6 protein-coding genes are annotated in these 14,999 nt (G+C 34.5%); 4 read left to right on the top strand and 2 right to left on the bottom strand.

What is annotated here, in order from left to right; translation table 11 throughout:
• Window position 1 precedes the first annotated feature (1 nt).
• The gene (gene porU, locus ACP7AQ_RS13750; protein ID WP_426095870.1) at window positions 2–3,832 is read right to left on the bottom strand and encodes a type IX secretion system sortase PorU; all 3,831 of its coding nucleotides are present in this window, start codon (window positions 3,830–3,832) and stop codon (window positions 2–4) included.
• A 208-nt stretch (window positions 3,833–4,040) separates the two neighbouring features.
• On the opposite strand from porU, the gene gldJ reads away from it, so the two are divergent.
• Together gldJ and ACP7AQ_RS13740 are read left to right on the top strand one after the other, a co-directional pair.
• Window positions 4,041–5,726, top strand: a complete 1,686-nt coding sequence (gene gldJ / locus ACP7AQ_RS13745) for a gliding motility lipoprotein GldJ (protein ID WP_426095869.1) — start codon at window positions 4,041–4,043, stop codon at window positions 5,724–5,726.
• A 67-nt stretch (window positions 5,727–5,793) separates the two neighbouring features.
• Window positions 5,794–7,080, top strand: coding sequence for a UDP-N-acetylmuramoyl-tripeptide--D-alanyl-D-alanine ligase (locus ACP7AQ_RS13740; protein WP_426095868.1), 1,287 nt, complete (start codon window positions 5,794–5,796; stop codon window positions 7,078–7,080).
• A gap of 63 nt (window positions 7,081–7,143) precedes the next feature.
• Here the strand turns inward: ACP7AQ_RS13740 and ACP7AQ_RS13735 are convergent, their stop codons facing one another.
• On the bottom strand, window positions 7,144–10,014 hold the full coding sequence (locus tag ACP7AQ_RS13735) for a triple tyrosine motif-containing protein (RefSeq protein WP_426095867.1): 2,871 nt from the start codon (window positions 10,012–10,014) through the stop codon (window positions 7,144–7,146).
• A gap of 347 nt (window positions 10,015–10,361) precedes the next feature.
• On the opposite strand from ACP7AQ_RS13735, the gene ACP7AQ_RS13730 reads away from it, so the two are divergent.
• Both ACP7AQ_RS13730 and ACP7AQ_RS13725 read left to right on the top strand, forming a co-directional pair.
• A complete protein-coding gene (locus ACP7AQ_RS13730; RefSeq protein ID WP_426095866.1) occupies window positions 10,362–13,472 on the top strand; it encodes a SusC/RagA family TonB-linked outer membrane protein in 3,111 nt (1,036 codons plus the stop codon).
• A 14-nt stretch (window positions 13,473–13,486) separates the two neighbouring features.
• Window positions 13,487–14,995: a RagB/SusD family nutrient uptake outer membrane protein gene (locus ACP7AQ_RS13725; protein WP_426095865.1), complete on the top strand. Its 1,509-nt coding sequence runs from the start codon at window positions 13,487–13,489 to the stop codon at window positions 14,993–14,995.
• Window positions 14,996–14,999: the final 4 nt, after the last annotated feature.

Below are 14,999 nucleotides of genomic sequence, written 5' to 3'. Positions count from 1 at the left end.
ATTAAAGTATTACAAGTTTTTCAAATTTTTCAGATTTCTTGTTGGTCAAGCTGGATTTTACAGTGAGTTTGTACACATAAACTCCTTTTCCTATTCGGTCACCAAAATCATCTTTACCGTTCCAAGTTATTTCTTTGGATAAAAAGCCTTCCGTCGTGATGATTTGATTTTTTGTCCAAACTATTTTCCCTGTTATTGTCATTACTTGAATCTGAACTTCTAATGGCTCATATGGTCTATTGTGGGTAAACCAAAACTCAGTGTAACTAACGAAAGGATTGGGATAATTTAGAACATGTGACAATGTTATCGTTTCATCACCCACTACAATAAATTGTATTTCCGCAGTTATGGGGTTGTTGTACACATCCCATGCTTTGAATGTTATCGTGTGTAATCCAGGAGCTAAATTTCGCAATGGAAACCGGAGTGTTCCACTTGTAAAATCATCCAGATTTGTTTGATAATAATCATTTATCACAAAAGGATTGCTCACATCTCCATCTAAAACGGCAACAATATCATGACCTATTCCACTGGCTGTATTGATGCCGTTTTCATCTTCGAGATGTGCAACCAGAAAGGGAGATTCATTAGTTATGCCTCCGGAAACAAAAGTTTCATCGTTCATATATAACTTAACTCTTGGACTAATATTGTCTGCTGTAGCGTTTTCGTTTATTCCGCCTATTTTTATGCTGGAGTCGAAACCAGTTTCATTTTGTAATAGCTGATTTTTTTTAGCATAAAAACTAATTCTTCCGTTTGCCAATGGTACTCTAATATCTCTTGGCACAACAAAACTAAATTCAAATTGGCCATTAGTAACTGATGCGTTTCCCCTGAATATCGTTTCTCCTAAAACATTAAAGTTAATCACTGGACTGTTGCCATCGTTATTATAGGTAGCTCTGGAAACTGTTTTGTCAAAAATAGTGGTGGAAACTTCGCCATTATAATTGGTCAATGGATTATTATTTTCATCCGTAACTTCTCCCGTCAATTTGATTTTTGCCAATGATTTGAAGTCGTCCATAGTTTGGGTAACGGGAACGTTGTTTACCTTTGTCAGTCTGATTTTTGGTTTGGCTACTGCAAGCATTATGGCTGGGTCGCCAATATAAAAAACAACATTGGTCGCTGAATTTGGATTACTGTTTTTAGAGATTCTCAGCGCCTCTGCGATTGATGTGTATTGGTTTGAACCATACGACAACAGATTTTTGGTGAAAGCATCGTTGAAATTTTCTGCGCTAAACTGACCAATAGAGCGTATTGTGGTAATCATTGCAATTGCTCCTCCTTTTGGGTTCCAATAGGTGTATTCGCCAGCTGTCGGTCTAAATGGATTGTCAAAACGCGAGAACTCACACGTAATGGTTATAAACAAAGGATATTTGAATTGATTACTCAAGTTTTGTCCATCTAATTTTTCCCAAATTCGTTCTGCAGATAAGCCGTCTTCACCACCATGTCCCAAATAATTAAATACCAGAGCACCTTTTTCGAAAGCATTAAAAAAATCAGTTCGAGCTTTCGGGTATCTCGAACCTCCTGCAGATGCTTCTTGAGCGTAAGAATCTAAAAAAATTTTATTCACATTCAGGAACTGTTTTTGAGAAGCAATGGTGTTTGCAAGACTATTTTGTCTGCTTTGCAAACTGGCATCTGAAGGAATATCGGAGTCATCAGAAACGAGGACAAAGTTGTTTCTCCAGCTGCCGTAAGATTTTAAATCATGGTATTCAATTACTTTATTGACCATCTCATCAGCCTGTTTGGTGTCATTTACCAGCATTCTTCCTACCGCAATATCAATTCCGCCAAAATAAGAAACTATATTTCCTTCCGATGGATCCATTAATCCAAAAAAATCATCGGAGGCAAAAGAGGATTCGCCGTTAGTGTTACTGTTTAAGGAATGGTATATAGGTACAACGTTCGTATTGTTTATGATCCGGTTTTTGAAATCGTAGGAGGCATCGCCAAATAGGTTGATAAATCGTACTCTTTTTTCCGGTGTTGAAGCATTTTCATAAATGTACTTAATACAGTTTCTTATGGCGGCAACGTCTTGTTTTCCGGAAGAAAACTCTTGATAGATCAATTCTAATGGAATTACTTTTACGCTTAAATTAGAATACGTACGATGAAAGCTGGCTAATTTCTCCGCTTGTGAGGTTAAAAAAGAGGGGGAAATAATTACGTAATCAATATCTTGAAACTGACCTTGGCTGTTTTTAAAAAGTGTGCCTTTCAGGTTTTGATTCGCAATTTTTGCTTTGCTGTCTTTTAGTGGTGTATAATAATCCGCTGGATCTAATGCGATGTATTTTCTCAGTTCACCAAGATCTGCTTTAAAACTAAAGGTGTTCGCATTAGAATTCACCACATTTTTGATGCTATAAATGTCTGTAACATCCCAAATTTGAGAAATTCCCGTTGCATTTGAAACCTCATAATTTACAATTCCAAGATTAGAAACAGATTGATCGTATTGAAAATGAAATTGTTTTCCGTAGCCTAAAAGTTTTCTTTTGGCGATAAGCCTAATATTGTCCAAGAAACCTTTGGAGCCCGGAACGCCATTGTTATTGTATTTTAATTTTATTTTGATGTTTTCCGCTCCGCTGAAATTGGTATTATTAGGTAAAAATCCAACTATAAATTCGGTTCCTGAATTGCTTTTTAACGCCGGAAATGAAATGGCACCAGCCGCATTTCCATTTGCGGTAACATTAAAAGAGGTTAGCGTAAAAGCGGCTGCGGCGGCTGTCAGCATGATTTTTACAGGGGCTGAGGAATCGAAATTTGGAAAAACAAAATCAAATTCCTGCTCATTCTTTACCTCAAATGATTCGCCAAACCATTGACGACCCAAACGGGCGATATTTACAAGATCCTCTTCATGGAACTGATAATCGTCAAAAGAAGTTAAGGTCAGAGTGCTGTTTCCGGTAGGTTGTGTCAAAGGTGCGATTCTTTTTCCATCGGAGCCTTGTACAGTTATGTAGTAATAAGATTTTTTATCATACAAATTTAAGTGCGTTCTGCTTTCCTGATTCCAATTGTCAACTCCTTCGCCATAAAAAAGGATGTAATCTTCATTATTGAAAACTCCGTCACTTTCACCGTTAATTTGAATAGCATTTTCGATCAAATCCTTTGGGTAAAAAATGTTATTAGAAAGTGGCAGCATTCGACCTCCATTACCATATATTTTTATTTTCCTTGGGTCAACAGCACTAACATCTAGTCCCAGTTGTTGTAAAAAGCTTTTGGAGAGTTTGTAAACTCCTGATTTTTCGACATAAAATTGAAACCAATTACCGGTTGCCAATACTGAATTAGAAATGGTGTTAGCGGTTTTGCTGGATTGGGGGATTCTGGAGGTGTTGTTTTCGATTTCATACGAAAAGGATTTAATTCGTTTAAATCCAAAATCGTCCTTAATTATAGGTGAAAGGGTAATAAATGCTTCTTTAAAATCTCTTGAATTAGAAACTTGCAGACTTGCATTTGTTGTTTTTAAAATGTTTTCGGAAGATAAGTCGCCAAGCTGAGAAAAAGTCATTGGCTCATAAATGACATTTGTAATCTGCACCTTTGCTTCGTCAAAAGTTACGGACTGTTTTACGTTTAAAGTGAAAACAAGCGTTTTGTTGGAAGCATCATAATGAAAACTGTTTCCTATAAATTGAGGAATAATAACCTTAAAATCACCATAAGACATTTCTTTTTTTTCAATCCATTCAAGGGTAACATCACCTTTAATTTGAGCCAAAGAAACTATCGGAATTAGGGCTAAAATAGCCAAAAGTATTTTTCTCATTGTTTTTTTAACGTGATTAATAGCGCGTTATTATTAATCAGTAAAAATAAATCATTTCGTGTAATTGTAAATAATAAATATTATAAATTTGCGTTAGGATAGATAATTTAATGTTAAAGTTAGATTTATAAATTTATTAAAAAAGTTAGATGCTGATTAATTGTTAATTATTATATTGCGGCACTAAAATTATTACCCACTAAAGAGTATGAAAGCAAACAGAATTATGGGCTTACAGGTGTTACTATCAATCATTTTGATTGCGGGTTTCTCCAGTTGCAGTAAAAAATCCAGCTCAAAGAACACTTCAAGAGCGACGGGTTGGAACATGGACAGTAAAAAAGGCTCAAGCAAGAAAAAGCAAGAAGCAGGACCAGGTTTGGTTTTTGTTGAAGGTGGAACGTTTACAATGGGTAAAGTGCAGGATGATGTTATGCATGATTGGAATAATACACCAACACAGCAACACGTTCAGTCATTCTATATGGATGAAACTGAGGTGACCAATTCAATGTATTTAGATTATTTAGATTGGTTGAAAAGTGTTTATCCGCCAACAGAGGAAAATTACAAAAATATATATGAAGGTGCTTCACCAGATACTTTAGTTTGGAGAAATAGATTGGGTTATAATGAAACGATGACCAATAACTACTTGAGACACCCGTCTTATGCTGAATATCCGGTTGTTGGAGTTAATTGGATTCAAGCGGTAGAATTTAGTAATTGGAGAACGCAACGTGTAAATGAAGCGCTTTTAGAAAAAAACGGATACTTAAAAAAGAATGCAAAAACGCTTGATGTAACTGCTGAGAGTAATTTTGATACTGAAACCTACTTAAATTCACCTACTTCAGCTTATGGAGGAAATGAAGAGATCGTATTAAAAGGAGGAAAAGGAGCGAAGAAAACTCCTAAAGCTGGAAAAACCGGAACTGTTGCTGAAGCAAAAAATGTATATGCACAACGTTCTTCAGGAATTCTTTTGCCCGAGTATAGATTGCCAACTGAAGCAGAATGGGAGTACGCAGCTGCTGCAGATGTAGGTCAAAGAGAATATAACATCTATAAAGGACAGAAAAAATATCCTTGGTCAGGTGGATACACCCGTTCAGGAAAAAGACAAAGTCAAGGAGATCAATTGGCCAATTTCAAACAAGGTAATGGTGATTATGGTGGAATCGCGGGCTGGTCTGATGATGGTGCTGATATAACAAATGAAGTTAAAAAATATCCGGCTAATGATTTTGGATTGTATGACATGGCAGGAAACGTAGCAGAATGGGTACAAGATGTTTACAGACCTATTGTTGATAATGAAGCCAATGATTTTAACTATTTTAGAGGAAATCAATACACTAAGAACAAAATTGGTTCTGATGGAAAAGTGGAGATTGTTACCAAAGACAACATGAAGTACGATACGTTAAGTAATGGTAGAATTGTTGCCAGAAACTTTCCAGGTCAGATTGCTCAAGTTCCAGTTGATGAACAAGAAACGTATTTAAGACAGAATTTTGATAAAAGCGACAACGTAAATTATAGAGATGGTGACAAACAATCTACCAGATATTATAATTTTGGAGATGCTGAATCTGACGATGATAAAACAAAATCAGAGAAAACAATGTACAATTCTCCTAAACACAATGTTACAACAGACAGTTTAGGTAAAATGGTTAGAAAGTACGACAGATCTAGCAAAAGAACTACATTGATAAATGATGAATCTCGAGTGTATAAAGGTGGTTCTTGGAGAGATAGAGCGTATTGGTTAGATCCTGCACAAAGAAGGTATTTTCCGCAAGATATGGCTACAGATTATATTGGTTTTAGATGTGCTATGTCAAGAGTAGGACCAAAAGCAGATAAGAAAAGATCACCAAGAAATTAAATTATTAATATATAATAAAAATAAAAGCCCTTTGATTAGGGCTTTTATTTTTTTAAAATCATTATAAATGGATATCAAGTACATTCATAATTTGTTTTTAAAATGTAGTTCAGTTTCGATCGATACACGTAAAATTGAGCCAAACTCATTATTTGTTGCTATAAAAGGAGATCGGTTTGATGCTAATACATTTACAAAAGAAGCATTAAAAAAAGGTGCTTCTTATGTTATAATTGATGACGAATCGTATCGCATTGATCACAGAACAATTTTAGTTGAAGACAGTTTGGTTGCACTACAGGAATTAGCAAAATTTCATCGTGATTATCTAAAATTGCCTATAATTGCTCTTACGGGAAGTAATGGAAAAACGACTACTAAAGAGCTTATCAATGCCGTGCTTTCTAAAAAGTATAAAACGAAAGCGACCATTGGGAACCTCAATAACCATATTGGAGTTCCGTTGACATTGCTTTCTTTCACTTCAGAAACTGAAATTGGAATAGTTGAAATGGGAGCGAATCACAAAAAAGAAATTGAATTCCTTTGTGAATTAGCAAAACCGGATTACGGTTACATTACTAATTTTGGCAAAGCTCATTTAGAGGGTTTTGGTGGTATTGAAGGGGTGATTGAAGGGAAAAGTGAAATGTATCAATACCTTTCGGTCCATGATAAGAGTGCTTTCGTTAATTTGGAAGACCCAATTCAAGTTGAAAAGTCAATTGCGTTAAAAACGTATTCTTTTGGTAAAAATAAAGCAAATGTGGATGTTAATATTTTATCAGTTAAAGCGAATCCATTTGTTGAGATAGGTTATTCCGGGCTTACAATACAATCCCATTTAATAGGGTTGTATAATGCAAATAACATTAACGCAGCGGTAACTATAGGAAAATATTTTGGAGTTGCTGATAGTGAAATAAAATCGGCCTTGGAAAATTATATTCCCGAAAATAATAGATCACAATTGGTGCAAAAAGGCTCAAATCAGATTATACTGGATGCTTACAATGCAAATCCAAGTAGTATGAAAGTAGCAATTGAGAATTTTCTACAATTAGAGAATTCTAGTAAGGTTATGATTTTGGGAGACATGTTTGAGCTTGGAGAGGAAAGTTTACATGAGCATGAAGCAATTGTTGCCATGTTGTCCAATGATGAAAATGTTAAGTGTTACTTTGTTGGCTTAGCATTTTACGAAAATCAAATAGAAAAAGATAATTTTTGGTTCTACGATACTTTTGAAAGTTTTTCAAATGCTTTTTCAAAAACGAAATTAAGTAGTTCTACAATTTTAATAAAAGGTTCACGAGCAATGGCATTAGAGCGAACCTTGGAGTTTATTGAGTAGTTATTGTGAAATAATTCAACTAAAAGTCCATCAAAAGTTAAGTTGATGGACTTTTTAGTTGAATTAAATACTCATTAAAAAACCAGTAAGATTTTCTTTTTTATTAAGTTCTAGTTTTTTTCTTAATCGGTAACGTGCTAATTCTACTCCGCCACTAGAAATATTCATGATTTCTGCAATTTCTTTCGTTGACATATTCATTAATAAATAGGTCGATAAATCCAATTCTCGGGGAGATATTGTTTGATATTTTTCTTTCAATCTCTTGAGAAAATCAAAATGGACATTCTTAATGTGTTTTTCTAAATCTTTCCAGCTTTTGTCCGCATTAACTTCTTTGGTGATGCTTTTGTTCAACTTTGAAAATTGAAATTTGATAGAATCATCAAAGGATTCAACATTGATGTCTTTTAATTTGTAAATGATTCCATTAAGGATTTTGTTTTTCTTGACTACTTGCAGCGAGTTATTGACTAATTCTTTATCTTTTGCTAAAATCTTAATTTGCAGCTTGTCGCTTTTTAATTTTTCAATTTCTTTTTCCAGTTCATATTGTTCCTGTCTTATTTTAGATTCTTTCTCTAAATAAAGCCGTCTTTGTTCAATTGTTTCATAATATTTATTTTTTCGTATTTTTATTTTAATTCTGTTTCTAATAAAAAATATTGAAGCAACTACAACTAGAACGTAAAACAAATAAGCTAAAAAATGCCTATAAAATGGAGGGGAAACGGTAAAAGTTGCAAAAGCTTCTTCAGATTGAATGCCGTAACTGTTTCTAACTTTTAATTTCATTGTGTAATCACCTTCTTTTAGATTGGTGTATTCTTTTATGGCAGCTGTTGACCAATTGCTCCAGCGGTTATCAAAACCTTCCATTTGATAGGAAAATTCTATGTTTTCGAGATTTTCATAAGTTGGGGATGAAAAGGTAAATTTTAATTGATTTAAGGCGTACGGAATTTTTAGATTTTCAATTTTATTTTGCCCGTTTCCCAAAAGCAAAGTGTCTCCGGGGTAGGAAAAGCTTCGGATAAACGCCTTGGGTTTTGTAACTAAATAATTAGATAGTTTAGTGTTATAATGCGCCAAACCATCATTTAAGCCTATGAATATGTTTTCGGGATTTATAGTATTTATGGATAGGTAATTGGTAACTAAATTGCCTTTTAAATTTGAAAATGGAGTTAATGCGTTTTTATATTTTCCATTCCGGCTTTTCATTAAAACGCCTAATGATTCATTAAAGAGGTACCAGATGTTACCGTAGTCATCCTCTGTCAAGGAATAGATTTTTGGAATTCCCTTAAATAGGGCGCTAATTTTTTGATCCTCAAAAAACAAATCTTGTTCTTCGGAGTATTTATAAAAACGGTTTTTTGTCTGAAAGTAAATAGTGTTTCTTATACGCTGAATACTTCCAATTCCTGGAAGTGAATTTAATAAATTCTTGTGTGTTTTAATTGATTTAAATTTTTTTAAATCTGCGGAAATTCTCATTTGATAGATTAACTCATCTTTTTTTAGCCATAAATTTTTTTCATCTAATTCAAATGAATTGGCTGATTTATCAAAACCTTCAATTTGATTTTTGTATTCCAAGCTATTTACTGTTTTTTCAAATACAGTAAATCCGTTATAAGTAGAACCAATGATATAATTTGGACGATTTGGAATTGACTTAAATCCAAAATGTCCTTTATTATTTAGTGTTTTAACCACTTTTTCACCCGATATCAGTAAAGCACCTTTATTGTGTGCGCATATTAACTGGTCGTCAATCACTTGGATGTTCCATGCCTGACCAGTTGTTCCTTCGACAAGTGTAAATTCATTTTGTGTAATAGTGTTGTGCCAAGAATGATAAAAAAGACCTTGATTGGTTGCCACGTAAAGATTTCCTTTATGAACAACTGATGCATAAACGGTGCTTAAACCAAAACTAAAGCCAAAATAAGTAAACGGAGAATTTTCATTTATAAAGGCAATTCCGTTGTCCAGCCCGAGCCATAGATTGCTTTTGTTATCAAGGAAAGAGGTAAGCGCCGTGTTGTTTTGAAGTCCTTTTTGATGATTGATGTGTTGAATTATTTTACCGTTTAAATCGCAGATAATAACACCATCTAAAACAGAATTCAGTACGATGAACTTATCCTTTATTGTTACTCCGCCCAGAGAACTATTCTTTTTGATGAAAGTATTAGCTTCCGTATTCCATGAAGTCATTTTTTCTCCGTTATACAAATACAATCCTTTGTCTAAAGTGGTAATGAGTATTTTATTTTCAGGCATAGGAAACATTCCCCAAATCTCGGTATTGTTTAAAGTTGCAGAGCCTTCCAGAGGTTGTAATTGTCCGTTTTCATATTTCATTATGCCTTTAGATACATCCTGAAAATAAAGTTGATTTTTCACTTGAAATGAAAATTGGAATTTATTAGGTGCTTCAAGTAATTTGAGATTATTTTTTTTGAAAATATATGCTCTTGCAAAAGATTGGAAAATAACTTCATCGTCTTCCAGGTGTATTTTCCAGATGAAGTCAATTGTTTTAATATTTTTACGGTTTACTAATTTTGAAATGGAGAAATAAATTAGTTTTCCTTTTGAGTTTGATTCGAAATAACCAAATTCATCGTAACCACCGACAAATATTTTCCCGGAGACACCAATTTTTAAACATCTAATAGCGGAAAAATTAGGCAAAGTGTATTTTCTCCAAGTAGATCCGTCAAATTGAAGAAGGCCATTATTATTAGCAAAGTACATATTGCCATATTTGTCTTGGTCAATATTCCAGTTTTGGGTGCCTCCTTTGTAATCTGTTCTTTTGTAATTTCTAATTTCTGGTAGGCCAATATTTTTTACCTGGCCATAGGTTGTTACAGAGTATAGAATCAGAAAAATTAGGATTTGAAGTTTAGAAAATTTCATTATTGAAGTCTAAATATGTTGCGTTAATAATCTTTTAAAAAGAAGATGAATAGTATTTATAAATACATAGAGATTGGGCTGTATTCTAATGAATTCTATAAATAAAGTACAAGATTTATTTATTTTATAAATGTAGTGGTTTTAATTTAAATTAACATTTAAATAACAATGATAAAAAATATATAAACTATTAATATACAATAATATATAATTTATTTGATGTGTTTTTGTTAAGTAATAAAAAAGAGTTTGATGTGTTTTTGTAGTAAATAATTAAAATGAATATAGAAAAAATAGTGCTACTATTGTTTCAAATTACTAATCAATTAACCAAAATTTTTAGAAATATGAAAATTACAAAACTGTTTGTTTTTTGTCTTTTATCTATTCTATTCTCAGTTTACGCGCAAGCACAAGATGTTACTGTAAACGGAAAAGTATACGATGAAAACGGGCTTCCAATCCCAGGAGTTTCTATTTTAATAAAAGGAACTTCGAAAGCTGCAGCAACCGATTTTGATGGAAATTATCAAATTAGTGTCGATGCAAAAGGTACTTTAGAATTTAGCTATGTAGGATATACTACAGTAAAAGAGCTAATCAACGGAAGGACTAAAATTGATGTAACACTAAAACCTTCAACAGAAAGTTTACAAGAAGTAGTAGTTGTTGGTTATGGAACTCAAAAGAAAAGTGTTGTAACAGGAGCAATATCTAGCGTGAAAGCAAAAGATCTTGAGAAAGTTCCAAACGGACGAATTGAGCAAGCATTACAAGGAAGAGTTTCTGGGGTTACTATTGCTGCCAGCTCAGGTCAGCCAGGTTCTGCATCTACAATACGTGTTAGAGGTGTAACCACTTTTGGCGATGGCGGTAATAATCCTCTTTGGGTTGTTGACGGCGTTGTTGTTGATGGTGGCGGAATTGGATTCCTAAATCAATCTGATATTGAATCAATTGAAGTATTGAAAGATGCTGCTTCTGCTGCAATTTACGGTACGCGTGCTGCGACAGGAGTAATTTTGGTGACAACCAAAAAAGGAAAATCAGGAAAAATTTCTGTTAATTACAATGGATTTTCAGGTTTTTCTGCACCAGAAAAAACGTTAAATTTACTAAATGCCACGCAATATGGTGCGTTGTTAAATGAGAAATCAGTCGCTGCTGGCGGTCCTGCTATCTTTCCTAATTTATCCGCGTTAGGTGTTGGTACAGATTGGCAAAAAGCAATTTTTAACACCAGTGCCTTTCGTTATTCTCATGAATTAAGCATCAGTGGGGGATCTGATGTTTCTAATTTTTATGCTTCTTTTGGACTTCAAGAACAAGAAGGAATTGTTGCAACAGAAATATCAAATTACAGCAAAAAGAATTTCCGTTTAAACTCGACACATAAAATATCTAAAATATTTACTTTTGGTCAAACATTAGGTTTTTCGAGACAAAAAACAATGGGAATTGGAAATACAAACAGTGAGTTTGGTGGACCGTTAAGTTCAGCAATCAACTTAGATCCAACTACTCCTTTGATAGAAACGGATCCAGTAAAAGCGAATGCTGCGCCCTACGCTACGAATCCTGTAATTCGTGACGCAAATGGAAATCCTTATGGAATCTCAAGCCTGGTGGGTCAAGAAATGACTAATCCTTTGGCTTATGCCAAAACTAGATTAGGAAATTATGGAACTTCAGATGATATTGTGGGTAACGCTTATATCGAAGCCGCTGTAACAAGTCATATTAAAGTAAGATCAACTTTTGGGGCCAAATTATCTTCATGGGGAGGACAAGGATTTACGCCTGTTTTCTATTTAAGTGCTACTTCTAATGTGCTTAAAAATAACTACAGTAAATATGAAAACAAAAATTTTGCATGGAATGTTGAAAACATATTGACATACACCAATCAATTTGGGGACCATAATGTAACAGTATTATTAGGTCAAGGATCTTATGTTGAAAATATTGGTGGAGGTCTAGGTGCTACATTGTTTGGATTACCAGTAACTAATTATAAAGATGCTTCTTTTAATTTTGATATACCACAATCTGACAGAAGCAGTTATACGTACGAGTCTACGCATCATAAATTAAATTCGTTATTTTCACGTATCAATTATGATTATAAAGAAAAATATTTATTTACAGGGATTATTCGTCGTGACGGTTCCAGTCGTTTTGGTGGAAACAACAAATTTGGTGTATTTCCATCGTTTAATTTAGGGTGGGTGTTAACCAAAGAAGATTTTTGGAAAGAAAATAAAGTGCTTAATACTTTTAAAATTAGGGGTGGATATGGAGTTGTTGGTAATGATGCCATACCAGATTTTAGATACCTTTCGCTTGTTGAAGGCGGTTATAATTATTCATTTGGTAATTCTGGAGCGATTACCACGGGTTATGCTAACCTTACACTTGATAATCCAGATTTGAGATGGGAGGAAACTTCGCAGACCAATGTAGGTTTTGAATCGAAATTTTTTAATGACATAAGCCTTACGGTAGACTTATACAAAAAATCGACTAAAGGGATTTTACGACCTATAAACATACCTGGTTATGTTGGTGTTACTTCTAACCCAATTGGGAATGTTGCTGACATGGACAACAAAGGAATCGAGGTGGAATTAGGGTATAAAAAGGCTTTTGGCGATTTTAATTTCTCTGCCAATGGGAATGTAGCGTACTTAGAAAATAAAGTTACGTATGTGGCTTCAGATTCTAATTATTTAGTGGGTGATGCTTCTTTTCAAGCAATGGGAGCCGTAACAAGAACGCAAGTAGGGCAGTCGTACAATTCATTTTACGGATTTAGGACAGCCGGTATTTTTCAAAATCAAGCAGAAATTGATGCATATAAGAATTCATCAGATGGTTTAATTCAGCCAAATGCACGTCCTGGCGATTTCCGTTGGGTTGATACAGATGGTAATGGTTCAATAGGAGATAATGACAAGCAATTTTTAGGGAGTAATATTCCAAAATACACTTTTGGGCTGACGTTGAATTTGGATTATAAAAACTTTGATTTGATGGCATTTGCTCAGGGTGCAGCAGGAAATAAAATTTTCCAAGGTTTGCGTAGATTGGATGTCGGAAATGCAAACTATCAAACGATAGCTTTAAGCAGGTGGACCGGTGAAGGAACTTCAAATGATTATCCTAGATTAACTAATGATGATACAAATGGTAATTTTGGAAAAATGTCGAATTTTTATTTAGAAGATGGCGATTATCTTAGGTTGAAATTAGTTCAACTTGGATATTCATTGCCTAGTAATGCGGTGAGTAAAATTGGAGCCAGTAAAGTCCGCTTTTATATAACTGCCGAGAACTTATTGACTATAACAAAATACACGGGTTACGATCCGGAAATTGGTGGCGGTGTATTCGGGATAGACAAAGGGATTTATCCACAAGCAAGAACATTTATGCTTGGAGCTAATTTACAATTTTAATACAATCAAGAATTATGAAAACGATACAATTTAAATATTTACTTATTGCAGCAGCTGTAGTTTCATTCGGTTCCTGTTCTGAAGAATTTGTAGAGGTAACTCCAAAGGGGTCATTTCTTTCGGATAATTATTATGCAAATCAAGGCCAAGCTACCGCCGCTTTGGTGGGCGTTTATGACCCAATTAGAAAAAACACAAGTGGTTTCGAAAACATGGTAGGTATGATGAATGCTGGTTCAGATGATCATTTTGCAGGTGGTGGTGGCGCTACGGATGGAGCAGGTATTCAAGGTTTTTCTACGCATACCCTAACGAGTACAACTGTTCCTGAAAGTTTTTGGAATGATCATTACCAAGGAATTTTTAGGGCCAACACGTTATTATTGAAATTACCGGGTGTTGCTATGCCCGATGATGTGAAAGCTCGATTTGCCGGAGAATCCAAAGCTTTGAGGGCGATGTATTATTTCAACTTGGTTAGAATATTCAAGAATGTTCCATTATTATTAGATCCTTTGACAGCAACTAATATGTATGATGTTGAGCAAGCAACACCCGATGCGGTCTATGCTCAAATAGAAAAAGATTTAATTGATGCAGTCGCCACTTTACCTTCAACGGTTCCCGCTGATACAGAATCTGGACGTTTTACAAAAGGTGCTGCGCAAGCTTTGCTTGGAAAAGTGTATTTACAAGAGGGTAAAAAAACGGAAGCAGCAGCTATTCTAGCCTTATTAAATGGTACGCCAGGAGGAACCAATCAGTATGGGAATAAATTGTTGACCAATTTTAATGATTTATGGGTAGTTTCTAATAAGTTCAATAAAGAGTCACTTATTGAGGTTTCTCATACCAGTGCCGGGAATTCTGACTGGGGATTCTGGGGTTCTGGTCGAGACGAGGGAAATTCGTTGAATGTTATGGTAGGTCCTAGAAGTTATTCAAGACCTTCAGGTTCTACAGCGCCAGATTTACCTTCGGGATGGAGTTTTAATGTTGTTACACAAGATTTATATGATGCCATTAAGTTGGATCCAAGGTTTGGTGCTACAATATTAGATTTGAAAGCTTTAAAAGCTGCTGGTAAAGCCGATTATATTGGAGGATATCAAGATACAGGATATTTTTTAAACAAATTTCTTCCACGCAAAGAAGATGTAAGAACGGGTGGTGGAGCTGCAGAATTGAATTATAAACAAAATTCTTATGTCATCAGATTAGCGGATACTTATTTAATGGAAGCCGAAGCATTAGGTTCAGGAGCAAGGGCACAAGCTTTGCTAGATGCAGTTAGATCAAGAGTTGGTTTGCCTTCTGTTCCCGTTACACTTGTGGCCATTAAAAATGAAAGAAGAATGGAACTTGCAGGGGAAGGACACAGATTTTTTGATCTTGTTCGATGGGGCGATGCAACTTCTAAATTATCAAACAGAGGTTTTGTTGCCGGTAAAGATGAAATTTTCCCTATACCACTCAGAGAACTGCAAGGAACAAAATTGAAACAAAACCCAGGTTATAATTAATAAA

The organism is Flavobacterium sp. DSR2-3-3 (assembly GCF_049896585.1).
Taxonomy (GTDB): Bacteria; Bacteroidota; Bacteroidia; order Flavobacteriales; family Flavobacteriaceae; genus Flavobacterium.
Note: the sequence above shows the minus strand (reverse complement) of the source record. Positions and strands in the feature narration are given on the sequence as shown.

Bases quoted from the DNA above. Each gene is read 5' to 3' on its own strand.
- porU (WP_426095870.1), bottom strand. From the start codon at position 3,832: ATGAGAAAAATACTTTTGGCTATTTTAGCCCTAATTCCGATAGTTTCT.
- gldJ (WP_426095869.1), top strand. From the start codon at position 4,041: ATGAAAGCAAACAGAATTATGGGCTTACAGGTGTTACTATCAATCATT.
- ACP7AQ_RS13740 (WP_426095868.1), top strand. From the start codon at position 5,794: ATGGATATCAAGTACATTCATAATTTGTTTTTAAAATGTAGTTCAGTT.
- ACP7AQ_RS13735 (WP_426095867.1), bottom strand. From the start codon at position 10,014: ATGAAATTTTCTAAACTTCAAATCCTAATTTTTCTGATTCTATACTCT.
- ACP7AQ_RS13730 (WP_426095866.1), top strand. From the start codon at position 10,362: ATGAAAATTACAAAACTGTTTGTTTTTTGTCTTTTATCTATTCTATTC.
- ACP7AQ_RS13725 (WP_426095865.1), top strand. From the start codon at position 13,487: ATGAAAACGATACAATTTAAATATTTACTTATTGCAGCAGCTGTAGTT.